Annotated in this window: 21 protein-coding genes; 8 read left to right on the forward strand and 13 right to left on the reverse strand. The window is 57.4% G+C overall.

The window, feature by feature from the left end; translation table 11 throughout:
* Positions 1-86: 86 nt before the first annotated feature.
* Positions 87-683 (reverse strand): DUF1454 family protein, encoded by a 597-nt coding sequence (locus L6R44_RS14380; protein ID WP_237424578.1) that lies wholly within the window; start codon positions 681-683, stop codon positions 87-89.
* Positions 684-795: 112 nt separating this feature from the next.
* Here L6R44_RS14380 and L6R44_RS14385 point away from each other — a divergent pair, with 112 nt between their 5' ends.
* Entirely contained in the window at positions 796-1,215 is a 420-nt protein-coding gene (locus L6R44_RS14385; RefSeq protein WP_237424579.1) for a DUF805 domain-containing protein, read from the forward strand.
* On the opposite strand, the gene fpr is transcribed toward L6R44_RS14385, so the two are convergent.
* The 4 genes from fpr to L6R44_RS14405 all read right to left on the reverse strand — a co-directional run bounded on the left by fpr (position 1,216) and on the right by L6R44_RS14405 (position 5,583).
* Positions 1,216-1,962: a ferredoxin--NADP(+) reductase gene (fpr, locus tag L6R44_RS14390; RefSeq protein WP_237424580.1), complete on the reverse strand. Its 747-nt coding sequence runs from the start codon at positions 1,960-1,962 to the stop codon at positions 1,216-1,218. It lies immediately after the preceding gene.
* Positions 1,963-2,058: 96 nt separating this feature from the next.
* Complete coding sequence (gene glpX, locus L6R44_RS14395; RefSeq protein ID WP_045329523.1) at positions 2,059-3,069, reverse strand: class II fructose-bisphosphatase; 1,011 nt, start codon at positions 3,067-3,069, stop codon at positions 2,059-2,061.
* A gap of 138 nt (positions 3,070-3,207) precedes the next feature.
* Positions 3,208-4,716: a glycerol kinase GlpK gene (glpK, locus tag L6R44_RS14400; RefSeq protein WP_023309688.1), complete on the reverse strand. Its 1,509-nt coding sequence runs from the start codon at positions 4,714-4,716 to the stop codon at positions 3,208-3,210.
* A 21-nt stretch (positions 4,717-4,737) separates the two neighbouring features.
* On the reverse strand, positions 4,738-5,583 hold the full coding sequence (locus tag L6R44_RS14405; RefSeq protein ID WP_014885705.1) for an MIP/aquaporin family protein: 846 nt from the start codon (positions 5,581-5,583) through the stop codon (positions 4,738-4,740).
* 399 nt (positions 5,584-5,982) lie between these two features.
* Here L6R44_RS14405 and zapB point away from each other — a divergent pair, with 399 nt between their 5' ends.
* Positions 5,983-6,222 (forward strand): septal ring assembly protein ZapB, encoded by a 240-nt coding sequence (gene zapB / locus L6R44_RS14410; RefSeq protein ID WP_010436935.1) that lies wholly within the window; start codon positions 5,983-5,985, stop codon positions 6,220-6,222.
* Positions 6,223-6,468: 246 nt separating this feature from the next.
* Here zapB and rraA read toward each other — a convergent pair whose 3' ends face one another.
* The 7 genes from rraA to priA all read right to left on the reverse strand — a co-directional run bounded on the left by rraA (position 6,469) and on the right by priA (position 14,436).
* Positions 6,469-6,954: a ribonuclease E activity regulator RraA gene (gene rraA, locus L6R44_RS14415; protein ID WP_023309687.1), complete on the reverse strand. Its 486-nt coding sequence runs from the start codon at positions 6,952-6,954 to the stop codon at positions 6,469-6,471.
* Between the two features lie 92 nt (positions 6,955-7,046).
* Positions 7,047-7,967, reverse strand: coding sequence for a 1,4-dihydroxy-2-naphthoate polyprenyltransferase (gene menA, locus L6R44_RS14420; RefSeq protein ID WP_237424581.1), 921 nt, complete (start codon positions 7,965-7,967; stop codon positions 7,047-7,049).
* A 68-nt stretch (positions 7,968-8,035) separates the two neighbouring features.
* Positions 8,036-9,370: an HslU--HslV peptidase ATPase subunit gene (gene hslU / locus L6R44_RS14425; protein ID WP_023309685.1), complete on the reverse strand. Its 1,335-nt coding sequence runs from the start codon at positions 9,368-9,370 to the stop codon at positions 8,036-8,038.
* Positions 9,371-9,379: 9 nt separating this feature from the next.
* The gene (gene hslV, locus L6R44_RS14430) at positions 9,380-9,910 is read right to left on the reverse strand and encodes an ATP-dependent protease subunit HslV (protein ID WP_045329529.1); all 531 of its coding nucleotides are present in this window, start codon (positions 9,908-9,910) and stop codon (positions 9,380-9,382) included.
* A gap of 94 nt (positions 9,911-10,004) precedes the next feature.
* Positions 10,005-11,003: a cell division protein FtsN gene (gene ftsN, locus L6R44_RS14435; RefSeq protein ID WP_237424582.1), complete on the reverse strand. Its 999-nt coding sequence runs from the start codon at positions 11,001-11,003 to the stop codon at positions 10,005-10,007.
* 92 nt (positions 11,004-11,095) lie between these two features.
* The gene (cytR, locus tag L6R44_RS14440) at positions 11,096-12,121 is read right to left on the reverse strand and encodes a DNA-binding transcriptional regulator CytR (RefSeq protein WP_032644207.1); all 1,026 of its coding nucleotides are present in this window, start codon (positions 12,119-12,121) and stop codon (positions 11,096-11,098) included.
* Positions 12,122-12,240: 119 nt separating this feature from the next.
* On the reverse strand, positions 12,241-14,436 hold the full coding sequence (gene priA, locus L6R44_RS14445) for a primosomal protein N' (protein ID WP_032644206.1): 2,196 nt from the start codon (positions 14,434-14,436) through the stop codon (positions 12,241-12,243).
* 200 nt (positions 14,437-14,636) lie between these two features.
* On the opposite strand from priA, the gene rpmE reads away from it, so the two are divergent.
* Together rpmE and L6R44_RS14455 are read left to right on the forward strand one after the other, a co-directional pair.
* Entirely contained in the window at positions 14,637-14,849 is a 213-nt protein-coding gene (gene rpmE / locus L6R44_RS14450) for a 50S ribosomal protein L31 (protein ID WP_003862040.1), read from the forward strand.
* Between the two features lie 313 nt (positions 14,850-15,162).
* Positions 15,163-15,843, forward strand: coding sequence for an oligogalacturonate-specific porin KdgM family protein (locus tag L6R44_RS14455; RefSeq protein WP_237424583.1), 681 nt, complete (start codon positions 15,163-15,165; stop codon positions 15,841-15,843).
* A 41-nt stretch (positions 15,844-15,884) separates the two neighbouring features.
* Here the strand turns inward: L6R44_RS14455 and metJ are convergent, their stop codons facing one another.
* The gene (gene metJ / locus L6R44_RS14460) at positions 15,885-16,202 is read right to left on the reverse strand and encodes a met regulon transcriptional regulator MetJ (RefSeq protein ID WP_006179183.1); all 318 of its coding nucleotides are present in this window, start codon (positions 16,200-16,202) and stop codon (positions 15,885-15,887) included.
* A gap of 276 nt (positions 16,203-16,478) precedes the next feature.
* Here metJ and metB point away from each other — a divergent pair, with 276 nt between their 5' ends.
* The 4 genes from metB to katG all read left to right on the forward strand — a co-directional run bounded on the left by metB (position 16,479) and on the right by katG (position 23,559).
* Positions 16,479-17,639, forward strand: coding sequence for a cystathionine gamma-synthase (metB, locus tag L6R44_RS14465; protein ID WP_032644202.1), 1,161 nt, complete (start codon positions 16,479-16,481; stop codon positions 17,637-17,639).
* 2 nt (positions 17,640-17,641) lie between these two features.
* A complete protein-coding gene (locus L6R44_RS14470; RefSeq protein ID WP_237424584.1) occupies positions 17,642-20,074 on the forward strand; it encodes a bifunctional aspartate kinase/homoserine dehydrogenase II in 2,433 nt (810 codons plus the stop codon).
* Between the two features lie 268 nt (positions 20,075-20,342).
* On the forward strand, positions 20,343-21,230 hold the full coding sequence (gene metF, locus L6R44_RS14475; RefSeq protein WP_032644199.1) for a methylenetetrahydrofolate reductase: 888 nt from the start codon (positions 20,343-20,345) through the stop codon (positions 21,228-21,230).
* Positions 21,231-21,378: 148 nt separating this feature from the next.
* Positions 21,379-23,559 carry a catalase/peroxidase HPI gene (gene katG / locus L6R44_RS14480; RefSeq protein WP_237424585.1) on the forward strand — a complete coding sequence of 727 codons (2,181 nt, stop codon included), beginning with the start codon at positions 21,379-21,381 and terminating at the stop codon, positions 23,557-23,559.
* Positions 23,560-23,592 lie beyond the last annotated feature (33 nt).

Here is a 23,592-nt window from a genome sequence, read left to right on the forward strand (position 1 = left end):
AATTAAGGAATATGGCCGCCCTGTCGGGCAGCATGGTCTGTGAATCAGTATAGAGATTTTCCCTCGAAAGGCTTTGCTTTTCGTCATTAATTCGCCCCGCCGAGGGTGTCAGAGAGTGCCAGCTTAATCGGTTCAACAGCGAAGGTCAGCCCTTTTTCGCCGTTATCCGCGACCACATAGCGAATTGCGCCTTCTGTCGTGGCGTAGTATCGCTTGTTTTTACCGGCGGCCAGCAGCTTTTGCAGCTTTTGCTGGCTTTGCTTTTTCGTCAGCGCGGGCGTAAACGCCTGCAAAACCGCGCTCATGTATTCCAGCGCCTTCGCTTTTGCGGCTTTCTGCTCTGGCCCCTGAATCGGCAGCCAGGTGATTTGCATACTCTTGATTTTTAACGTTCCGCGCTCCAGCGCCGTGGAGGCGTACAAATTCTCGTTAATCTTGCTTGCCGCGCGGGTCAGCGTCGGCGTGTCACGGGAGCCGTCGATGGCGCGAAATTCATCCAGCTGCAGGGTGGGGTTAGCCTGATTAAAGGCTTCACGAAACTGGCTGATGGACTGGTCGAACGACGGCGCGCCCGCCAGCAGATACGGTGCGGTGGTCGGGGCCGTGGTTTCGGCGGCGTGCAGGGGATAACCCACGCCGAGCAGCGCTAAACACAGGAAGAGAGAACGTGCCGAACTTTTCATCAACATTGCCCCTGGCCGTAAGTGCTCATGATTAAAACGATATCTGGTCGGCTTGTCAAAAGGTCACGACTCCAGGGTAAAATGCGCGCTATACGATAATAAGGAACCTTACATGACCATACAGCAGTGGCTGTTTTCGTTCAAAGGGCGTATTGGACGCCGTGATTTCTGGATCTGGATGGTGACGTGGGTTGTCGCCATGCTGCTTCTGTTTTTTGTGGCCTACAATGCCTGGCTGAGCACGCAAACGGCGGCGTTTGCGCTGGTCTGTTTGCTGTGGCCAACGGCGGCTGTCGTCGTGAAACGGCTGCACGATCGCGGCCGTTCCGGCGCGTGGGCATTTCTGATTATTCTGGCGTGGATGCTGGTGGCGGGAAACTGGGCGGTGCTGCCGTCCATCCTGCCGTGGGTCGTGGGCAGGCTGCTGCCGTCGGTCATCTTCGTGATGATGATTGTCGATCTGGGCGCGTTTATCGGCACCCAGAGCGAAAATAAATACGGTAAAGACACCCTTGAGGTGAAATACCGCTGATCACCAGTAGTGTTCGGCGGTCATATGGCCCGGTCGGCGACGAAGGTGCTTCGTCATCTGCCGGGTATCCTTCAGAAGCTGCTGCGTGTCCCGAACCATCTGCGGGTTACCGCACAGCATGACGTGGCTGGTTTCAGCCGTCATCGGCAAGCCTACCGCCTCTTCCAGCGCGCCGTTCTCAATCAACGCCGGCACCCGACCGGTCAGCGTACCTGCTACGGTTTCGCGGCTCACCACCGTCTGAATCTTTAACTTTCCGCCATAACGCTGTTCCAGCGCCTGCATCTGCGGCAGGTAGCTGAGGTCTGCGGCGTAGCGCGCGGCGTGAACCAGCACGATGTTTTTAAAGCGCTCAAGATCTTTGCCATATTGCAGAATGGAGAGGTACGGACCGATAGCCGTGCCGGTCGCCAGCATCCAGAGCGTGTCGCAGTCTGGGATCTCTTCGAGCACGAAGAAACCCGCCGCTTCACTGACAATCTGCACATCGTCGCCGGGCTTAAGGGCGGCGAGGCGCGGGCTGAGCTTACCGTCCGGGACGGTAACCAGATAGAACTCGAGATCCGGGTTATCCGGCGCGTTAACGTAAGAGTAGGCGCGCTGCACGCGTTCGCCGTCGACATCCAGCCCCAGCTTCGCAAATTGCCCGGCCTTAAACGGGTGGACGGGAGCATGCAGGGTGAGACTAAATAGCGCATCGGTCCAGAACTCTATCTTTGTGACTTTACCTGTTACCCAGTCCGCCATGATCTTCTCCTGTGCTGTTTCTCTGTTCTATCTTCCGTACTTGTGGTGACAATTTCCAGCCCGTCAGGGCCGGAAAGCTCTATCGATCAAACGGTTTTACAGAATGTGCGCCTGTACGTCCGGATCTTTGCGGTCGAGATAGTGGATGGACTGAATGCGGCGAATGGTGCGCGACTTGCCGCGGATCAGCAGCGTTTCGGTAGTCGCCATATTGCCCTTGCGGGTGATGCCGTCCAGCAGGTCGCCTTTGGTGATGCCGGTCGCCGAGAAGACCACGTTGTCGCTGCGGGCCATTTCGTTCAGCGCGAGAACCTTATTGGCCTCGATGCCCATCGCTTCGCAGCGCGCCAGCTCGTTTTCCCCGATACGGCGGTTCTCTTCGCTGTCGCCTTTTACCTCATGGCGGGGCAGCAGGCGCGCCTGCATGTCGCCGTCCAGCGCGCGGATCACCGCCGCGGAGACCACACCTTCCGGCGCGCCGCCGATGCCGTAAAGCACGTCCACTTCGCTGTCCGGCATGCAGGTCAGGATCGAGGCGGCAACGTCGCCATCCGGAATAGCAAACACCCGCACGCCGAGCTTTTGCATCTGCGCGATGGTGGCGTCGTGGCGCGGTTTTGCCAGAATGGTTACGGTGAGTTCGCTAAGGGGTTTGCCCAGAGCTTTGGCGACGTTGTGCAGGTTCTCTTCCAGCGGCAGGCTGAGGTCGATTGCGCCCTTCGCGCCGGGACCGACAATCAGTTTTTCCATGTACATATCCGGCGCGTTAAGGAAGCAGCCTTTGTCGCCGACGGCCAGCACCGCCAGGGCGTTGGCCTGACCCATCGCCGTCATGCGCGTGCCTTCAATCGGGTCCACGGCGATATCCACCGCATCGCCTTTGCCGGTACCGACTTTTTCACCGATATAGAGCATCGGCGCTTCGTCGATCTCGCCTTCGCCGATCACGATGGTGCCGTCGATGTTGACCTGGTTAAGCACAATGCGCATGGCATGGACGGCCGCGCCGTCTGCGGTATTTTTGTCGCCACGACCCAGCCATTTATAGCCTGCGAGGGCGGCCGCTTCGGTGACGCGGGAAAACTCGATAGCAAGTTCACGTTTCATGAGGTACTCGTACAATCAAAAGGAATTGCACGAAGTTTATCACAGAGTGGGTAGGGGGGAGGGGACCGGTGCGGTTGGAGCCCTCACCCCGGCCCTCTCCCCAAAGGGGAGAGGGTTAGGGTGAGGGGGGAGTCTGTCTTACTCTTCGTGCTCTTCCCACGCCAGGGCGCGTTTCACCGCTTTCTTCCAGCCGCTGTAGCGGAAGTTACGTTCGGTGGTTTCGATGCCCGGGCGGAATTCACGTTCGATAACCGCTTTTTCCTGCAGCTCGTCCAGGTTCTGCCAGAAGCCTACCGCCAGACCGGCAAGGTACGCCGCGCCCAGCGCCGTCACTTCACGCACTTCAGGGCGCTCAACGCGGGTACCCAGAATGTCGGACTGGAACTGCATCAGGAAGTTATTCGCCACCGCGCCGCCGTCCACGCGCAGGGCGTGCAGACGAATGCCGGAGTCCGCCTGCATCGCTTCCAGCACGTCGCGCGTCTGGTAGGCGATGGATTCCAGGGTGGCGCGAATAATGTGGTTCGAGTTCACGCCGCGCGTCAGGCCGAAAATCGCGCCGCGTGCATACGGATCCCAGTACGGTGCGCCCAGGCCGGTGAACGCCGGCACCACGTACACGCCGTTGGTGTCCTTCACTTTGGTGGCGAAGTACTCGGAGTCGAACGCATCGCTGATCAGCTTCATCTCGTCGCGCAGCCACTGGATGGACGCGCCGGCCATGAACACCGCACCTTCAAGGGCGTAGTTCACTTCACCGCGCGGACCGCAGGCGATGGTGGTCAGCAGGCCGTTTTCTGATTTCACCGCTTTCTCACCGGTGTTCATCAGCATGAAGCAGCCGGTGCCGTAGGTGTTTTTCGCCATCCCTTCCTTGACGCACAGCTGGCCGAACAGCGCCGCCTGCTGGTCACCGGCGATACCGGCGATAGGAATACGGGTGCCGCCTTTACCGCCGATGTTGGTCTGGCCGTAGACTTCTGAAGACTTACGCACTTCAGGCAGCATCGCGCGCGGAATGTCCAGCGCGTCCAGCATCTTGTCATCCCACTCCAGGGTGTTGATGTTGAACAGCATGGTACGCGAGGCGTTGGTGTAGTCGGTGACGTGAACGCGTCCCTGGGTCATCTTCCAGATAAGCCAGGTGTCGACGGTACCGAACAGCAGCTCGCCGCGTTTAGCGCGCTCGCGTGAACCTTCCACGTGGTCGAGGATCCACTTCACTTTGGTGCCGGAGAAGTAGGGGTCAACCACCAGACCGGTGGCGCTGCGCACGTACTCTTCCATACCGTCGCGCTTCAGCTGCTCGCAGATCTCAGAGGTACGGCGGCACTGCCAGACGATAGCGTTGTAAATAGGCTTGCCGGTTTCGCGTTCCCAGACAATCGTCGTTTCACGCTGGTTGGTAATACCAATCGCGGCAATCTCGTCGGAACTGATATCGGCTTTCGCCAGCACTTCCACCAGCGTGGAGCTTTGTGATGCCCAAATTTCCATCGGGTCGTGTTCTACCCAGCCTGGACGGGGATAAATTTGCTCAAATTCGCGCTGTGACACGCTGACGATGTTCGCGTCATGATCCATTACGACAGCGCGGGAGCTGGTAGTGCCCTGGTCGAGCGCAACGATATATTTTTTTTCGGTCATGGTATGTGTCCCGTAGTCAGATTACAGCGAAGCTTTTTGTTGTGCGGTAGAAGTCGTTTCCTTCTCCTCTTCCACACAGGTGTCGCACGGTAAGTGGCGACCAATTAATTTGCGGTAGCTAAACGCGCCCAGCGCAGCCCCGACAACCGGCGCAAACAACGGTACCAGGAAGTAAGGGATGTCTTTCCCGCCGGTGAAGGCAACGTCGCCCCAGCCTGCGATAAACGCGAAGGCTTTTGGTCCAATATCACGCGCCGGGTTCATCGCGAATCCGGTCAGCGGGCCCATGGAGGCGCCTATTACCGCAATCAGCAAACCAATCAGCAGGGGGGCCAGCGGGCCGCGCGGAATGCCGTTTCCGTCGTCGGTCAGCGCCAGGATAACGCCCATCAGAATAGCGGTAATCACCATTTCAACTGCGAACGCCTGCACAAAATTGATATGCGGGTTAGGGTAGGTTGAGAAGATGCCTGCCAGATCCAGACTTTCGACGCTGCCGCGTACCATATGATGCGTCTGTTCGAAGTCGATGAAAAGATTGTAATAAAGCCCGTAAACTAACGCCGCTGCGCAAAACGCGCCGGCAAACTGAGAAAGAATGAAAGGTACAACTTTGCGTCCGTCGAAGCACGCGAACAGCCACAGTGCGATAGTCACCGCCGGGTTAAGATGTGCGCCAGATACCCCTGCAGTCAGGTAGATGGCCATCGCCACGCCCAGACCCCAGATGATACTGATTTCCCACTGACCAAAACTGGCACCCGCCACTTTCAGTGCAGCAACACAGCCCACTCCGAAGAATATCAACAACCCGGTACCAAGGAACTCGGCAATGCACTGGCCTTTTAAGGTTGATGTCTGACTCATAATCGGAATCCTGAAGAAATTGATGTTTATTGTTAGCATGGCCGCCCGTGACAGCCACGATGCCCTGTAGACATAGTGTTAATTTATCGTTAACGAGCAAAAACGAGAAATATCGAAATCAAAATGTGTGGTCTGCGTCAATAAAATGAGCGTTTTCGCGCCATAAAGCACATTTTTGCATCAGCACAAGAATGTGAGCTGAATCATTTCATTAACGAATCAGTTAACAATTTAGGGGTATATGACGCGAACACACCAGGACCAGACCTAAAAGTGTTGCAAACCGCGATCTGCGCGGCGTGTCGCTGGACACAGAGCGCCGCGCTCCATACAATCGACGGTATATGTCGTGCGCGTTTATGTTAAAGCGTCGCCTTGCAATTCAGGAGAGGTAGCATCATGTCTTTAGAAGTGTTTGAGAAACTGGAATCGAAAGTACAGCAGGCGATTGACACCATCACCCTGCTGCAGATGGAAATCGAAGAGCTGAAAGAGAAGAACAACAGCCTGGCGCAGGAAGTTCAGAACGCTCAGCACGGCCGCGAAGAACTGGAGCGCGAAAACAATCAGCTGCGCGAACAGCAGAACGGCTGGCAGGATCGCCTGCAGGCGCTGCTGGGCCGTATGGAAGAAGTCTGATTCCCTTAGGGATTACTGAACAGGCCGGGTAAGGCGATGCCGCCACCCGGCTTTTTTTATATTTATCGCTAACACAATTAGGATTTTATAGAGGTTCGAAGGGGTTGCCCAAGGTTTAGACGAGAGTATGATGAAGTTCCTTGGTGTTAGTCTGTAAGACTCCCCAACGGACCGCGAATCCCGAGGGACAAAAAAACCGCCACATTGCTGTTAGCGGTTTTTTTATGGTCCACGCTGACGGTTTAATTACTCGATATCCAGCGGATCTTCCGAAAGGATAATGCCGGTATTATCGGCGTAGAGGTGGTCGCCGGAGAAGAAGGTCACGCCGCCGAAATTGACGCGCACGTCGCTTTCGCCGATGCCGTCACCCGCCGCCCCTACCGGTATGGCCGCGATGGCCTGAATCCCGATATCAAGGTCTTCCAGATCGTCCACCTGGCGCACGGAACCGTACACCACAAGGCCTTCCCACTCGTTCTGCACGGCAATACCGGCCAGCTCTGCATCAATTAATGCACGGCGCACGGAGCCGCCGCCGTCGACGACCAGAACGCGGCCTCGGCCATTCTGTTCGAGCAGATCGTACAGCAACCCGTTGTCCTCGAAACATTTCACCGTGACGATTTGACCGCCAAACGACGACCGCCCACCAAAGTTGGAAAACAGCGGTTCAACGACGTTGACATCTTCCTGGTAGATGTCACAAAGCTCGGAGGTATCGTATTTCATAGGTTTAACGCTCAGTTGCTGCGAATGTGTTCAGTATATCGTGCGAAATGCGTTGTTGGCAAAATCATCAATTGTTAATTGATATTTGTCAGCTAATGAAGCGTCTGGCTTAAGACAATCCCGATGACGAACAACAGGTTAGTCAACAGCGCGCCTTTTACCGTGCGCTCCAGCATCGGCGGCATGGCGGCCGGGCTACGTTCACGCATCACAAAGCGGGCCTGCTTGATCAGCAGCGGCGCGGCAAGAACGAATAGCCAGCCCCACGGGCTGTGCAGGGAAATCAGGTTAAACAGCGCCAGGCAAACCAGGGCACCCATGAGCAGGCAGGCATGGTAGCGGCGCGCATTCACCGGCCCCAGACGCACCGCCAGGGTGTTTTTACCGTTCTCGCGATCGCTGTCGATGTCGCGCAGGTTGTTGATGTTAAGCACGGCCGTCGCCAGCAGACCGCAGGCGGTCGCGGGCAGGAACAGGGCAGGGATCACCGTATGCGCCTGCAGGTACCAGCTCCCCATCACGCTCAGCCAGCCGAAGAACACCAGCACGGAGATATCCCCGAGCCCAATATACCCGTAGGGACGCGTGCCGACGGTGTAGGTAATGGCCGCGATAATGGCCAATAAGCCCAGCACCAGGAAGCCAATAAAATCGCTCGGGGTCTTAGACGCCACCGTCACCAGCGCCAGGCCGGATACGCAGATCAGCACCACGGTGATAATCAGCGCGCGTTTCATCTGCGCCTGCGTTATCACCCCTTTTTGCATTCCGCGCAGGGGCCCAATGCGGTCCGGCTTGTCGCTGCCCTTTACCGCATCGCCGTAGTCGTTGGCGAGGTTGGAGAGAATTTGCAGCAGGCCAGCGGTAATCAATGCCAGCGCGGCGACCAGCGGATCAAAATACCCCTGCCACCAGGCAAGCGCCGTGCCGACGATAATCGCGGCAAAGGCCAGAGGGAGAGTTTTAGGGCGCAGACTTTCGAGCCACGCCTGCGTACGGCTGATGTCAGTCATAAGTAGTTAGCCAATAAAAATGGGGGCATTAGCCCCCATTAAACGTGATGAGAATCCAGTAACCGCGATTATAGGATAAAACGGCTCAGATCTTCATCTGCCACTAACGCATCCAGATGTTTACTCACATATTCTGCGTCAATGGTAACGGTTTGACCGTTCAGGTCGCTCGCGTCGTAAGAGATATCTTCTACCAGACGTTCCAGCACGGTATGCAGACGACGCGCACCGATGTTCTCGGTGGTTTCGTTCACCTGCCATGCGGCCTGAGCAATGCGTTTGATGCCGTCTTCGGTGAACTCGAGGTTCACGCCTTCTGTTGCCATCAGCGCTTTGTACTGTACGGTCGCAGAGGCGTTTGGCTCGGTCAGGATGCGTTCGAAATCTTCGGTGGTCAGCGCCTGCAGCTCAACGCGGATCGGCAGACGGCCCTGCAGTTCCGGGATCAGATCCGACGGGCTGGCAACCTGGAACGCACCTGAAGCGATAAACAGGATGTGGTCCGTTTTCACCATGCCGTGCTTGGTGGAGACGGTGCAGCCTTCAACCAGCGGCAGCAGGTCGCGCTGTACGCCTTCGCGGGACACATCCGGGCCGGAGCTGTTGCCGCCGCGCTTACAGATTTTGTCGATTTCGTCGATAAACACGATGCCGTGCTGTTCAACCGCGTCGATAGCGTCCTGCTTCAGCTCTTCCGGGTTCACCAGCTTCGCCGCTTCTTCTTCAATCAGCAGCTTCATCGCGTCTTTGATTTTCAGCTTACGCGCTTTTTGCTTCTGGCCGCCCAGGTTCTGGAACATGGACTGCAGCTGGCTGGTCATCTCTTCCATGCCAGGAGGCGCCATGATTTCCACGCCCATTGGCGCGGCAGCGAGATCGATCTCAATCTCTTTGTCGTCCAGCTGGCCTTCACGCAGCTTTTTGCGGAACGCCTGACGCGCGGCGGACGGTTCCGCCTGCTGCTCTGCCTGACCCCAGTTGTTTTTTGCCGGTGGGATCAGCACGTCGAGAATGCGCTCTTCGGCCATCTCTTCCGCGCGATAGCGGTTTTTCTCGATTGCCTGGACGCGCACCATCTTGATCGCCGAGTCGGTCAGATCGCGGATGATGGAGTCCACTTCTTTACCCACATAGCCCACTTCGGTGAACTTGGTGGCTTCAACTTTGATGAACGGCGCGTTAGCCAGCTTCGCCAGACGACGGGCGATTTCGGTTTTACCGACGCCGGTCGGGCCAATCATCAGAATGTTTTTCGGCGTCACTTCGTGGCGCAGCTCTTCGTCGAGCTGCATACGGCGCCAGCGGTTACGCAGCGCGATAGCCACGGAACGCTTGGCGTTATCCTGGCCGATAATGTGTTTGTTCAGTTCGCTGACAATTTCGCGTGGGGTCATTTCAGACATGGGAGATCCTTACGCTTTGGAATTCAATTCTTCGATGGTGTGGTTGTGGTTGGTATAGATGCAGATATCACCTGCAATATCCAACGCCTTCACCGCGATATCGCGCGCGTTCATGTCGGTATTTTCCAACAGCGCGCGGGCTGCAGCCTGGGCATAAGGGCCGCCAGAGCCGATGGCAATCAGGTCATTTTCCGGCTGGATCACGTCACCGTTACCGGTGATGATAAGCGAAGCGGTTTCATCGGCCACGGCCAGCAGCGCTTCGAGCTTGCGCAGCATGCGGTCGGTACGCCAGTCTTTTGCCAGCTCCACGGCTGCTTTCACCAGATGACCCTGGTGCATTTCCAGTTTGCGTTCAAACAGTTCAAACAGCGTGAAGGCGTCCGCCGTGCCGCCTGCAAAACCGGCGATCACTTTGTCGTTGTAGAGACGGCGCACTTTCTTCACGTTGCCTTTCATGACGGTATTACCCAGCGTGGCCTGGCCATCACCGGCGATTACCACTTGGCCGTTACGGCGTACACTTACTATTGTTGTCACGAGCAGACCCCCTGGTTACAGAATCGGGAAACAGAAGCCCTGAGCCTGTGCTCAGGGCTGAATTAAATGATAGATGGGGGAGATTTTGGGGGTTTCAACCCCCGGAGGCGAGTCGAATGCAGTTTGTGTGGCCGGCGACTTTCAGACGTGAAAGGGTGCCATCGGCATTTTCTTTGCCTTTAACCGGGCCAATCACCACGCGATTCCAGCCGTTATTGGTGGTAATACGCGAATCAAACCCTTCAAAGGCCAGCTGTGCGCGTACCGTTTCCGCCTGCTCGGCACCTTTGAACGAACCGCACTGCACCATCCAGCGGCGTTCGTCTTTTTTCTCCGCCGTCTGCTTCGGCGCTTCGGTCTCTTTGGTGACCGGCGCGGCCTGCTGCGTTTTCGGCTGCTGCGCGGTGGTATGCGCTGGCGTCTGGAGCAGATCCTGATACGGCTGAGCCGCCTGTTTCTGCGGCTGCGCTTTCGGCTGCTGTTGGACAGGCTGAGACTGCACCGTACGCGTCGGCTGCTGGTATGGCTGTTCCGTTACCCGCGGCTGTGCTTTCGGCTGCTGCACCGGCTGGGTTTGTGCCCACTGCTGCTGTTGCTGTTGCTGCTGAATCTGCTGTTGCGCCTGACGTCGCTGCAGCGTTTGCTGGCGCTGTGCTGGCGTCTGCTCATTCCACGGCACTTCGTTCAGCTGCGTTGGCTGCTGGCGCATATCGGCCTGCATTTGTGCCAGCAGCTGACGCTGTTCATCCGTCAGCTGATTCGCATTCTGCACTTCACCACCCGCAGAAGGTTCGGTTGGCGCACGCACCCCAGGCTGGCGGCTTTCCAGCTCTTTGATATAGCGCCAGCGTTCTTCAGGCTTCGGAGGAAGGCCATTACCAGCAACTTTACTGGCCTGAAGCGCCTCGGACTCTTCTTTTTTATGGTGCGTGATAAAGTACAGGCCACCAATAAAGGCGACGACTACAGCCGCAGCAATGGCGACCATTGCTGGCGAGACAGCAGGCAGGTTACGTTGCTTTTTCCTTGAGCTACTCTTTTTGCGTCGCGAAGGTGCCGGCTGGCCGCGACGTACATAATCTCGTTGTGCCACTATCGTTTCGCTGTATTTATTCGTTCGTCAGTCCGCCATGTTACTTAAGCGGCGGGGCTTTGACCAGATAAGGGTTCCGAAAGACGTTTACTTTAAGTCAATGCCTGAGTCGTGCCGCGGACAATCAGCTCGCAGTCCAGCAACCGTGAGCCGCTGCTAACTGTTTGACCATGAAGCTGATCCAGCAGAAGCAGCATCGCTTCGCGGCCGATTTGATAGCGCGGCTGAGCGACCGTAGAGAGCGGCGGATCGCAAAATTCTGAAAGCGAAATATTGTCGAATCCGACGATCGACAGATCTTTCGGTACCCGCAGGCCGCGGCGTTTGGCGTAGGATAATGCGCCCAGCGCCATCACGTCGCTGTGACAAAATACGGCGGTTGGCGGTTCAGGCAGGTCCAGAAGTTTCTCCAGCGCTTGCCCGCCCGCGGCGAAGGTGAAGTCACCGCGCGCAATGTAGTGTGGATCGACGGTGACGCCGGTACGGCGCAGCGCCTGAACGTAGCCCTGCAGGCGGTAGTGGCACAGCGGCATCTCTTCCGGCCCGGCAATGCAGCCAATACGCTTATGCCCCAGTTCCTGAAGATAGTTCACCGCATTGAATGCGGCGGTGAGGTTGTCGATGTGGACCGTCGGCAGCTCCAGCTCTGGCGCAAACTCGTTGGCCATGACCATCGGCGGTAAATTGCGCTGCTCTTCAATGCTGGCATCAAACGGCAGGCGAGAGCCAAGCAGCAGCATGCCGTCGATCTGCTTGGTGATAATGAGGTCAATGAAGGTTTTTTCCTGCTGGTTCTGGTGGGCGCAGTCGCCAATCAGTACCAGGTAACCCTGTTCCGCCGCGGTGACTTCGATACCGCGGATGATCTCGCTAAAGAAGGGGTCGCAGATGTCTGGCACTATCACCAGGATGGTGCGCGACTCGTTGCGTTTGACGTTACGCCCCATCGCCTGCGGGAAATAGCCCACTTCAAGCGCCGCCTGCTCTACCCGGTTACGGGTCGCCTGGGAGACTTTATCCGGGTTCATCAATGCGCGGGATACGGTTGCCGTAGAGACCTGTGCTTTCTGGGCAACGTCTTTCATGGTCGCAGTCGCAACCTCTTTCCTGGACTTCAACGTCTTCTCCTCGCCTGAACACCGAACTTCTGACGTCACCATTTTTACAGATAGTGAATGGAATCGGTTACAGAATTTTCATAAAAAGTGTGAGGAGCGTTAGATTTTTCGATCCAGCTTCAGCCTTCGATGGGATCGACGTCCAGTACCCACTTCACTTTTCGCGCTTCGGGCAGGGTGTTGATGAGCGCCAGCGTGCCGCTGACGATGTGCTGCAGGCGAACGCGTGACGGGTGCTGAAGTAAGATTTGCCAGCGGAAACGTCCGCCGCGCTTCGGCGCAAGGGCGGGAACCGGCCCCAGGATCCACAGCTGATTGTCCACCAGCGGGCTGGCCTGCAGGAGGTTTCTCAGCTGCTGCAGGAAAAGCGGTGCCTGCTGGTTGTTGTGGTCTTCGGCGCGGATGATGACGTGGCTGGTCCACGGCGGCAGCTGCAGGGTCTGGCGTTCGGCCAGCGCCTGCTCGGCAAAGGCATCATAGCCTTTATGCAGCAGGGTTTGCAGCAGCGGGTGCTCGGGGTGGTGCGTTTGCAACACCACTTCGCCCTGTTTGCCTGCGCGACCGGCACGCCCTGCCACCTGGGTATAGAGCTGGGCGAAGCGCTCGGCCGAGCGGAAATCTGCCGAGAACAGCGCGCCGTCCACGTCCAGCAGGGCAACCAGCGTCACGTCCGGAAAGTGGTGGCCTTTGGCCAGCATCTGGGTGCCAATTAGGATGCGCGCGCCGCCGCGATGCACTTCCGCCAGCTGCTGTTCCAGCGCGCCTTTGCGGCTGGTGGTGTCTCGATCGATACGCGAAATCGGCACGTCCGGGAAGAAGGGACCCAGCGCCTGTTCAAGCTGTTCCGTTCCCAGCCCCACCGGCACGATATGCGTGGAGCCACATGACGGGCACTGGCGCGGCACCGGCCGCTGGCTGTCGCAGTGGTGGCAGCGCAGATGACGCTGGGCCTGGTGGAAGGTGTAGTAGTGGTCGCAGCGCGGGCATTCGGCAATCCAGCCGCAGTCGTGGCACAGCAGGGCGGGGGCAAATCCGCGCCGGTTGAGGAACAGAATCACCTGGTTCCCCGCCTGCAAATGCTGGCGCATGCGGGTGATAAGCGCGGGTGCCAGCCCCGCCTGCACCTGCTGACCTTTCAGATCCAGCACGTGCTGAATGGCCGGGCGAGCATTCCCCGCGCGGCGCGTCAGGCGCAGCATGTGGTATTTACGCTGGCGCACGTTGTGCAGCGTTTCGAGCGCAGGGGTGGCGGAGCCGAGAATGATCGGAATCTGCTCGCTGTGGGCGCGATAAACTGCCAGATCGCGGGCATGGTAGCGCCAGCCTTCCTGCTGCTTGTAGGAGCTGTCGTGCTCTTCGTCGATCACGATCACGCCAAGATTTTTAAACGGCGTAAACAGCGACGAGCGGGTGCCGATCACAATCGCCGCTTCGCCATTTTTCGCTTTCAGCCAGGCGCTGAGGCGCTCGCTGTCGTTCAGGCCGGAGTGCAGCACCTCAACCGGCGCGTTAAAGCGTTCGCGGAATCGGGCGATGGTTTGCGGCGTCAGGCCAATTTCGGGCACCATCACCAGCGCCTGTTTACCCTGCGCGAGCACGTTTTCCAGCACGCTCAGGTAAACTTCCGTCTTGCCGGAGCCGGTGACCCCGGCCAGCAGCCAGGCAGAGAAATGGTCGGAAGCGCTATGAATCGCACCCACGGCGGTGGCCTGCTCGGTGTTCAGACGCAGGCGATCTCCTGAAACGGAGAAGCTCTCCCGCCAGTCGTAAAGGGCAGGCGCTTCGCTGGCCAGCTCGCTCAGCCCTTTCTTTCTTAAGGCCTGTAGCGCCGTCTCGCTGACCTCAAGCTCGTCGACCTGATGCCGCCAGATTTTCCCCTGACGCAGCGCCGCCAGCGCCTGCTGCTGCTTTTGCGAGCGCTTGAGGCTGTTAATATCGACCGCCTGACCCTGCTCGGTCGCAAACCAGTACCACATCGGCGCGTGGCTGGCGCTCTTGCCCTGACGCAGCATAATCGGCAGCGCGTGGAACAGGACGTCGCCAATGGGGTGATGATAATAATCCGCCGCCCACAGCAGCAGTCGCCAGGTGCTGGTGGAGTAGACCGGCTCGCTGTCCAGCACCTCAACAACCGATTTCAGTTCATTGAGGGGCAGCTCGCTTTTATCACTCACGGACACCACGATCCCCACGCGCTGCTGTTTGCCAAACGGCACGGTCACGCGACAGCCCGCTTTGGCGCTCATGCTGTCGGGCAGCAGATAGTCAAAGGTGCGGGGAAGCGGAACGGGCAGGGCAACGTGAGCGACGGGCATCGAATCTTCCTGACTTGAAAAGTGGCGCGTTAGTATACACATTAGTGAAAGCGGCGTGCGGATCAGTTTGCATACACTGGTTAAATTCTGTATGATTCGCCGCCTTTGGTGTATATTACGCCAGAGAAATTACATTCAACATCGCGTGGTGTCTGGCGTTAGGGCTGGAAGAGCGACGCGGCCTTAACTGAGGTTCTCCCATGAAAAAAGATATTCACCCGAAATACGAAATGATTACTGCAAACTGTTCTTGCGGTAACTCTATCCAGATCCGCTCCACCGTGGGCCACGATCTGAACCTGGACGTGTGCGGCAAATGCCACCCGTTCTACACTGGTAAGCAGCGTGACGTTGCAACCGGTGGCCGTGTTGACCGCTTCAACAAGCGTTTCAGCATCCCGGGCGCGAAATAAGCATCCAGGAAGAACCGCCTTCGGGCGGTTTTTTTATGTCTGTTATATCCCTTCTGAATAAATCACATCGTAATATTTATATCTAAAATAATTAATTACGCATCATTGTATTAAGTATATTTGTCTGGTGTATTCTTTAACGGATAGTGAACTGTATCTCTCACTTCTTTATATCTTTGCCACCTTTTAACAGGGATGTCAAAAAATAAAAGGTTTCTCTCGTTTCGTAAACTTACACTGCGCCCGTCCTACATTTTTATTTGCCATGATGACACAGTGGCTTTCAGGGTGCGTTTACTTCGAGGGAACTATTATGAAATTGAAGCAACTCTTTTTTGTGCTTCCGCTAATATCGTGCGCGGCGCAGGCGGGATACGTGGATTACCGACACGAGTATTACGACGATGGGCGTAACTATGACCGTGTCTACATGTCCCACCGCTTTGGCACAGGCTTTGGCGTAGCGGTTGAGGCGGTATCGCGATCCGATAACAAGCAGTCTAACGACGCGCTTAATAATATGGAAAGTAACAGCAATGAATATACCGCCAGCTATCAATTTACCTGGCAGGGCTTTATCTGGCAGCCGGGCGTCGCCGTTGAAATGGGTGATGACATGGCTATCTATAAGCCTTATCTGCGCGTGCAGTATAATATTAATGACAGCTGGTGGACGGCGTTTCGTTATCGTACGGAATACACCCGCCGTAATGCGGACGGTAAAGATGATCGTATGGTTTATCGTCCGGAAGCGTGGTTGGGTTATAATATTGACAACTGGATGTTCGAGTTAAACGGCATTTATAAATTCGCCGATAACGAAGATCTGTATAACAATAAAAAAGAAGATTACGAATATAACTTCCGCGTGGCGTATAACATCGACTCGTGGATCCCGTTTGTGGAAGTAGGCAACGTTTCTTCCGGCTATAACACTGCCACCAGTGACGATCGTCAGACGCGCCTGCGCGTAGGTTTAGGCTACAACTTCTAAAAACCATCCCGCTGAGTTTACTCAGCGGGATCGCACCGCAATCAGTATTCCCACGTGTCCGGGTCAATACCCAGCTCACGCATGATCACCTTCGCCTCTTCCGGGATTTCGTCACTACGCTCTTTGCGCAGATCGTCATCGTTTGGCAACGGTTGACCGGTAAACGCATGCAGAAACGCTTCGCACAGCAGTTCGCTGTTGGTTGCGTGGCGCAGGTTGTTCACCTGACGACGCGTACGTTCATCGGTGAGGATCTTCAACACCTTCAGAGGAATGGAAACCGTAATTTTCTTTACTTGCTCACTCTTCTTACCGTGCTCAGCGTATGGGCTGATATATTCGCCGCTCCATTCAGCCATGAGATACCTTTAATCCTCTCAGTCATTTATCTAAAGGTGCAAAACCTGTAACCACCCGTTTTGAACCGTAATCTTGTCTAGTTTACCGTAGAGACGATACCGTGGCACGGATATTGCCGCTGCAGCGTGCACTAAAGCATATAATTTTAACGGCTATTTGCGCATTGCTCAATCTATACGCAAAGAAGTTTAGATGTCCAGATGTATTGACGTCCATACTTTCAGTGTTTACTCTGGTGCCTGACTTTTCACCTCATTCGCCAGGAAGCCCTCACCATGACGCGTAAACAGGCCACTATTGCAGTGCGTAGCGGATTAAATGATGACGAGCAGTACGGCTGCGTTGTCCCGCCGATTCATCTTTCCAGTACCTACAATTTCACCGGATTTAATGAACCCCGCGCGCACGACTACTCGCGTCGTGGCAACCCTACGCGTGACGTAACCCAGCGGGCGCTGGCCGAGCTGGAAGGGGGTGCAGGCGCCGTATTAACCAATACCGGCATGTCCGCCATTCACCTGGTGACCACCGTGTTCCTGAAGCCGGGCGATCTGCTGGTCGCGCCGCACGACTGCTACGGAGGCAGCTATCGTCTGTTTGATAGCCTGGCGAAACGCGGCTGCTATCGCGTGCTGTTTGTCGATCAAAACGACGAACAGGCGCTGAAACAGGCGCTCGCAGAGAAGCCGAAGCTGGTTCTGGTGGAAAGTCCAAGCAATCCATTGTTGCGCGTTGTCGATATTGCGAAAATTTGTCAGCTCGCAAGGGATGCGGGAGCGATAAGTGTAGTGGATAATACGTTCCTCAGTCCGGCCCTTCAGAACCCACTCGCACTGGGAGCCGATCTGGTATTGCATTCATGCACTAAATATCTGAACGGCCATTCTGACGTGGTGGCGGGCGTGGTGATTGCCAAAGATCCTGAGGTTGTCACGGAATTGGCATGGTGGGCCAATAACATTGGCGTCACCGCCGGAGCCTTCGACAGCTACCTGCTGTTGCGCGGCATCCGCACGCTGTCGCCGCGCATGGACGTGGCGCAGCGTAATGCCCAGGCGATTGTCGACTTCCTGCAAACCCAGCCGCTGGTGAAAAAGCTGTATCACCCGTCGCTGCCGGAAAACCAGGGGCACGAGATCGCCGCGCGCCAGCAGAAAGGGTTTGGCGCGATGTTAAGTTTTGAACTGGACGGTGACGAGCAAACGCTGCGTCGCTTCCTGAGCGGGCTGTCATTGTTTACGCTGGCGGAATCCTTAGGTGGGGTTGAAAGCTTGATCTCCCACGCCGCGACCATGACGCACGCAGGAATGGCACCCGAAGCACGTGCCGCCGCCGGGATTTCTGAGACGCTGCTGCGGATCTCAACCGGTATTGAAGATTCTGAAGATTTAATTGCCGATCTGGAAAATGGCTTCCGGGTCGCAGCCAAGGGGTAATCATGAGTGTGATAGCGCAGGCAGGGGCGAAGGGTCGTCAGCTGCACAAGTTTGGTGGTAGTAGTCTTGCTGATGTGAAATGTTACCTGCGTGTCGCAGGGATCATGACGGAGTATTCACAGCCGGGTGACATGATGGTTGTCTCCGCGGCGGGCAGCACCACCAACCAGTTGATTAGCTGGCTGAAGCTGAGCCAGACCGATCGCCTCTCTGCGCATCAGGTGCAACAGTCCTTACGTCGTTACCAAAGCGAACTGATTGCCGGCCTGCTGCCTGCCGACGTGGCGGACGGGCTGATCGGCGCCTTCACGCACGATCTTGAACGTCTGGCGGCCCTGCTGGACAGCGGCATTACCGACGCGGTGTATGCCGAAGTGGTAGGTCACGGTGAAGTGTGGTCCGCACGCCTGATGGCGGCCGTGCTGCAACACCTGGGCGTGGACGCCGCCTGGCTCGACGCCCGTGATTTCCTGCGCGCCGAACGCGCCGCGCAGCCGCAGGTGGATGAAGGCTTGTCCTACCCGCTGCTGCAACAGCTGCTGGTGCAGCACCCGGGCAAACGTATTGTCGTCACCGGCTTTATCAGCCGCAGCAATGCGGGCGAAACCGTGCTGCTGGGGCGAAACGGCTCGGACTACTCGGCAACGCAAATCGGCGCGCTGGCGGGCGTGTCCCGCGTCACCATCTGGAGCGACGTGGCTGGCGTGTACAGCGCGGACCCGCGTAAGGTGAAAGATGCCTGCCTGCTGCCGCTGCTGCGTCTCGACGAAGCCAGCGAGCTGGCGCGTCTGGCCGCACCGGTACTGCACGCGCGTACCCTGCAGCCGGTGTCGGGCAGCGATATCGACCTGCAGCTGCGCTGCAGCTACACCCCGGATCAGGGCTCCACGCGCATTGAGCGCGTGCTGGCGTCCGGTACCGGGGCGCGTATCGTCACCAGCCACGACGACATCTGCCTGATTGAGTTCCAGGTGCCCGCGGGCCAGGACTTCAAGCTGGCGCATAAAGAGATTGACCTGGTATTAAAGCGTGCGCAGGTGCGTCCGCTGGCCGTTGGCGTTCACAACGATCGCCAGCTGCTGCAGTTCTGCTATACCGCGGAAGTGGCGGACAGCGCCCTGAAGATTCTGGATGAAGCGGGCCTGCCGGGCGAGCTTCGCCTGCGTCAGGGGCTGGCGCTGGTGGCGATGGTGGGCGCGGGCGTCACCCGTAACCCGCTGCACTGCCACCGCTTCTGGCAGCAGCTGAAAGGCCAGCCGGTGGAGTTCACCTGGCAGTCGGAAGAGGGCATCAGCCTGGTCGCCGTGCTGCGTAAAGGGCCGACCGAAAGCCTGATTCAGGGTCTGCACACCTCCCTGTTCCGCGCGGAAAAACGCATCGGCCTGGTGCTGTTTGGTAAAGGCAACATCGGTTCCCGCTGGCTGGAGCTGTTTGCCCGCGAACAGGTCACGCTTTCGGCGCGTACCGGGTTTGAATTCATTCTCGCAGGCGTGGTGGACAGCCGCCGCAGCCTGCTGAATTACGAAGGGCTGGACGCCAGCCGGGCGCTGGCCTTCTTTAACGATGAGGCCGTCGAGCAGGATGAAGAGTCGCTGTTCCTGTGGATGCGCGCGCACCCTTATGACGATCTGGTGGTGCTGGACGTCACCGCCAGCGAACAGCTTGCCGATCAGTATCTGGATTTCGCCAGCCACGGTTTCCACGTCATCAGCGCCAACAAGCTGGCGGGGGCAAGCAGCACCGATAAATACCGCCAGATCCACGACGCGTTCGAAAAAACCGGTCGTCACTGGCTCTATAACGCGACCGTTGGCGCGGGCCTGCCGGTCAACCACACCGTGCGCGATCTCATTGAAAGCGGCGACAGCATTCTGGCGCTGAGCGGTATCTTCTCCGGCACGCTCTCCTGGCTGTTCCTGCAGTTTGACGGCACCGTACCGTTTACCGACCTGGTGGATCAGGCGTGGCAGCAGGGCTTAACCGAGCCTGACCCGCGCGTTGACCTCTCCGGTAAAGACGTGATGCGTAAGCTGGTGATCCTGGCGCGTGAAGCCGGTTATGACATCGAACCGGATTCCGTCCGCGTCGAATCGCTGGTGCCTGCAGGCTGCGAAGAAGGTTCTGTGGACCATTTCTTTGAAAATGGTGACGAGCTTAACGAACAGATGGTGCAGCGTCTGGAAGCGGCGAACGAGATGGGGCTGGTGCTGCGCTACGTGGCGCGCTTCGAGGCCAACGGAAAAGCGCGCGTCGGCGTCGAGGCGGTGCGCCCTGAACATCCGCTGGCGGCGCTGCTGCCGTGTGACAACGTTTTCGCCATCGAAAGCCGCTGGTATCGCGATAATCCGCTGGTGATCCGCGGTCCTGGCGCGGGGCGCGACGTCACCGCCGGAGCAATCCAGTCCGACATCAACCGCCTGGCTAAGCTGCTGTAACCCCTCACCCTAACCCTCTCCCCAAAGGGGAGAGGGGACTGCTCGGTGCGGTCTTTTCCCCCTCGCCCCTTTGGGGAGAGGGCCGGGGTGAGGGGCCTTCTCATTCTCATCATGAATTTCCCTCATCTTTCCTGAGCAAACCTCACCGTTATTGTTGATTATTTATGTTGACGTCCCTCCGCTTTTCCGTCATTTTTACATCTGGACGTCTAAACGTATAGAAGTTCACAACACAACAGACAACGACAGCGATTGATAGAGGTAAGGTATGAGCTTTTTTCACGCCAACCAGCGGGAAGCACTGAATCAGAGCCTGGCCGAAGTAAACGGCCAGATTAACGTCTCTTTTGAATTTTTTCCGCCGCGCACCAGTGAAATGGAGCAAACCCTGTGGAGCTCTATCGATCGTCTCAGCAGCCTGAAGCCGAAGTTTGTCTCCGTGACCTACGGTGCGAATTCCGGCGAGCGCGACCGTACGCACAGCATCATTAAGGGCATTAAAGACCGTACCGGTCTGGAAGCCGCGCCGCACCTGACCTGTATCGACGCCACCCGCGACGAGCTGCGTGCCATCGCTCAGGATTACTGGAATAACGGTATCCGTCATATCGTTGCACTGCGCGGCGACCTGCCGCCGGGTAGCGGTAAGCCGGACATGTATGCCGCCGATCTGGTTGGTCTACTGAAAGACGTGGCGGACTTTGATATCTCCGTTGCCGCCTATCCTGAAGTGCATCCGGAAGCGAAAAGCGCCCAGGCCGATCTGCTTAACCTCAAGCGCAAAGTGGACGCGGGCGCAAACCGCGCCATCACCCAGTTTTTCTTCGATGTAGAAAGCTACCTGCGCTTCCGCGACCGCTGCGTCTCCGCGGGCATCGACGTTGAAATTATCCCGGGGATTCTGCCGGTTTCTAACTTCAAACAGGCGAAAAAATTTGCTGATATGACCAATGTCCGCATTCCGCTGTGGATGTCTAAAATGTACGAAGGGCTGGACGATGACCCGGAAACGCGCAAGCTGGTGGGCGCCAATATCGCGATGGACATGGTGAAGATCTTAAGCCGTGAAGGGGTGAAGGATTTCCACTTCTACACGCTGAACCGCGCGGAAATGAGCTATGCCATTTGTCATACCCTGGGCGTTCGTCCGGCGTAAAAAACATAAAGCCCTTGTAAATTAGAGGGCTTTTTAATCAAACAGATAGTTAAAAGGTATTAACTATCGAATCTGTGGATTATTTCAACTATATCTTATTGCTAGTGGTGTATATCGTAACGGTAACACTGTAAAAGGGAGCATAGCGATGAGCACGTCAGACGAGACCAATAAAGCGGCATCAGTCGGCAAATGCCCGTTCCATCAGGGCGGCGTCGATCACAGCGCGGGCGCAGGTACAGGCAGCCGCGACTGGTGGCCAAAACAACTCCGCATCGATCTTCTTAACCAACATTCCAATCGTTCGAACCCGCTGGGTGAAGACTTCGACTACCGCAAAGAATTCAGCAAGCTTGATTACTCCGCCCTCAAAGGCGATCTCAAAGCACTTTTAACCGACTCCCAACCGTGGTGGCCTGCCGACTGGGGCAGCTATGCGGGCCTGTTTATCCGCATGGCGTGGCACGGCGCGGGCACCTATCGCTCCGTTGACGGACGCGGCGGGGCAGGACGCGGTCAACAGCGCTTTGCGCCGCTGAACTCCTGGCCGGATAACGTGAGCCTGGACAAGGCGCGCCGCCTGCTGTGGCCCATCAAGAAAAAATACGGACAAAAAATTTCCTGGGCTGACCTGTTTATCCTCGCGGGTAACGTCGCCCTGGAGAACTCCGGCTTCCGCACCTTTGGTTTTGGCGCCGGGCGTGAAGACGTCTGGGAACCGGATCTGGACGTGAACTGGGGTGATGAAAAAGCCTGGCTGACCCACCGTGACCCGGAAGCGCTGGCGAAGCGCCCTCTGGCGGCCACCGAAATGGGCCTGATTTACGTGAACCCGGAAGGGCCAAACGCCAGCGGTGAACCCCTGTCCGCGGCTGCAGCCATCCGCGCGACCTTTGGCAACATGGGCATGAACGACGAAGAGACCGTGGCGCTGATCGCGGGCGGCCACACACTCGGTAAAACCCACGGTGCGGGTGAAGCCACGCACGTCGGCACCGACCCGGAAGCTTCGCCGATTGAAGCGCAGGGCCTTGGCTGGGCGAGCACGCACGGCACGGGCGTTGGCGCAGATGCCATTACCTCCGGTCTGGAAGTCATCTGGTCACAAACCCCAACCCAGTGGAGCAACTACTTCTTCGAGAACCTGTTTAAATACGAATGGGTGCAGACCCGCAGCCCGGCGGGTGCGATTCAGTTCGAAGCCGTGGATGCGCCGGAAATTATGCCCGATCCGTTCGACCCGTCGAAAAAGCGCAAGCCAACGATGCTGGTCACCGACCTGACGCTGCGTTTTGACCCGGAATTCGAGAAAATTTCCCGCCGCTTCCTGAACGATCCGCAGGCCTTCAACGAAGCCTTCGCGCGCGCGTGGTTCAAGCTGACCCACCGCGATATGGGGCCAAAAGCGCGGTACATTGGTCCGGAAGTGCCGAAAGAAGATCTGATCTGGCAGGATCCGCTGCCGCAGGCGGTGTCTAATCCGTCGAAAGAAGACATTGAAAGCCTGAAGGCGGAAATTGTGGCCTCGGGTCTCTCCGTGAGCGAACTGGTTTCCGTTGCCTGGGCGTCTGCGTCGACCTTCCGCGGTGGCGACAAGCGTGGCGGTGCCAACGGCGCGCGTCTGGCGCTGGCGCCTCAGCGTGACTGGGACGTGAACGCCGCAGCCGTACGTGCATTACCGGCTCTGGAAGCCATCCAGCGCACCACCAACAAAGCCTCCCTGGCCGATATCATCGTGCTGGCGGGCGTGGTTGGCGTTGAGCAGGCGGCGAAAGCGGCAGGCGTTTACGTTACCGTACCGTTCACGCCGGGCCGCGTGGATGCGCGTCAGGACCAGACGGATATCGAGATGTTTAACCTGCTCGAACCGATTGCCGATGGCTTCCGTAACTACCGTGCGCAGGTGGATGCGTCTACCACCGAATCACTGCTCATCGACAAGGCGCAGCAGCTGACGCTGACCGCACCGGAACTCACGGTGCTGATCGGTGGTCTGCGCGTTCTGGGTGCCAACTTTGATGGCAGCAAGAATGGCGTGTTCACCGATCGCGAGGGCGTGCTGAGCAATGATTTCTTCGTGAACCTGCTGGAGATGAATACCCAGTGGAAGGCGACCGATGAATCCAACGAGCTGTTTACCGGAAGCGATCGCGCCAGCGGTGAAGTGAAATATACCGCTACCCGCGCCGATCTGGTCTTCGGTTCTAACGCCGTCCTGCGTGCGCTGGCAGAGGTTTACGCCAGCGATGATGCGCATGAGAAGTTCGTCCGTGACTTTGTTGCCGCATGGGCGAAGGTGATGGATCTGGACCGGTTTGACCTGCAGTAACCCTTTTGCCGGGTGGCGCTAACGCTTACCCGG

Origin of the sequence: Enterobacter cloacae complex sp. ECC445 (assembly GCF_021892025.1) — a bacterium.
Lineage (GTDB): Bacteria > Pseudomonadota > Gammaproteobacteria > Enterobacterales > Enterobacteriaceae > Enterobacter > Enterobacter chengduensis.

What these genes read in the sequence shown, in the direction of transcription:
- L6R44_RS14380 (WP_237424578.1), bottom strand. Translation starts at nt 683, where the DNA reads ATGAAAAGTTCGGCACGTTCTCTCTTCCTGTGTTTAGCGCTGCTCGGC.
- L6R44_RS14385 (WP_237424579.1), top strand. Translation starts at nt 796, where the DNA reads ATGACCATACAGCAGTGGCTGTTTTCGTTCAAAGGGCGTATTGGACGC.
- fpr (WP_237424580.1), bottom strand. Translation starts at nt 1,962, where the DNA reads ATGGCGGACTGGGTAACAGGTAAAGTCACAAAGATAGAGTTCTGGACC.
- glpX (WP_045329523.1), bottom strand. Translation starts at nt 3,069, where the DNA reads ATGAAACGTGAACTTGCTATCGAGTTTTCCCGCGTCACCGAAGCGGCC.
- glpK (WP_023309688.1), bottom strand. Translation starts at nt 4,716, where the DNA reads ATGACCGAAAAAAAATATATCGTTGCGCTCGACCAGGGCACTACCAGC.
- L6R44_RS14405 (WP_014885705.1), bottom strand. Translation starts at nt 5,583, where the DNA reads ATGAGTCAGACATCAACCTTAAAAGGCCAGTGCATTGCCGAGTTCCTT.
- zapB (WP_010436935.1), top strand. Translation starts at nt 5,983, where the DNA reads ATGTCTTTAGAAGTGTTTGAGAAACTGGAATCGAAAGTACAGCAGGCG.
- rraA (WP_023309687.1), bottom strand. Translation starts at nt 6,954, where the DNA reads ATGAAATACGATACCTCCGAGCTTTGTGACATCTACCAGGAAGATGTC.
- menA (WP_237424581.1), bottom strand. Translation starts at nt 7,967, where the DNA reads ATGACTGACATCAGCCGTACGCAGGCGTGGCTCGAAAGTCTGCGCCCT.
- hslU (WP_023309685.1), bottom strand. Translation starts at nt 9,370, where the DNA reads ATGTCTGAAATGACCCCACGCGAAATTGTCAGCGAACTGAACAAACAC.
- priA (WP_032644206.1), bottom strand. Translation starts at nt 14,436, where the DNA reads ATGCCCGTCGCTCACGTTGCCCTGCCCGTTCCGCTTCCCCGCACCTTT.
- rpmE (WP_003862040.1), top strand. Translation starts at nt 14,637, where the DNA reads ATGAAAAAAGATATTCACCCGAAATACGAAATGATTACTGCAAACTGT.
- L6R44_RS14455 (WP_237424583.1), top strand. Translation starts at nt 15,163, where the DNA reads ATGAAATTGAAGCAACTCTTTTTTGTGCTTCCGCTAATATCGTGCGCG.
- metJ (WP_006179183.1), bottom strand. Translation starts at nt 16,202, where the DNA reads ATGGCTGAATGGAGCGGCGAATATATCAGCCCATACGCTGAGCACGGT.
- metB (WP_032644202.1), top strand. Translation starts at nt 16,479, where the DNA reads ATGACGCGTAAACAGGCCACTATTGCAGTGCGTAGCGGATTAAATGAT.
- L6R44_RS14470 (WP_237424584.1), top strand. Translation starts at nt 17,642, where the DNA reads ATGAGTGTGATAGCGCAGGCAGGGGCGAAGGGTCGTCAGCTGCACAAG.
- metF (WP_032644199.1), top strand. Translation starts at nt 20,343, where the DNA reads ATGAGCTTTTTTCACGCCAACCAGCGGGAAGCACTGAATCAGAGCCTG.
- katG (WP_237424585.1), top strand. Translation starts at nt 21,379, where the DNA reads ATGAGCACGTCAGACGAGACCAATAAAGCGGCATCAGTCGGCAAATGC.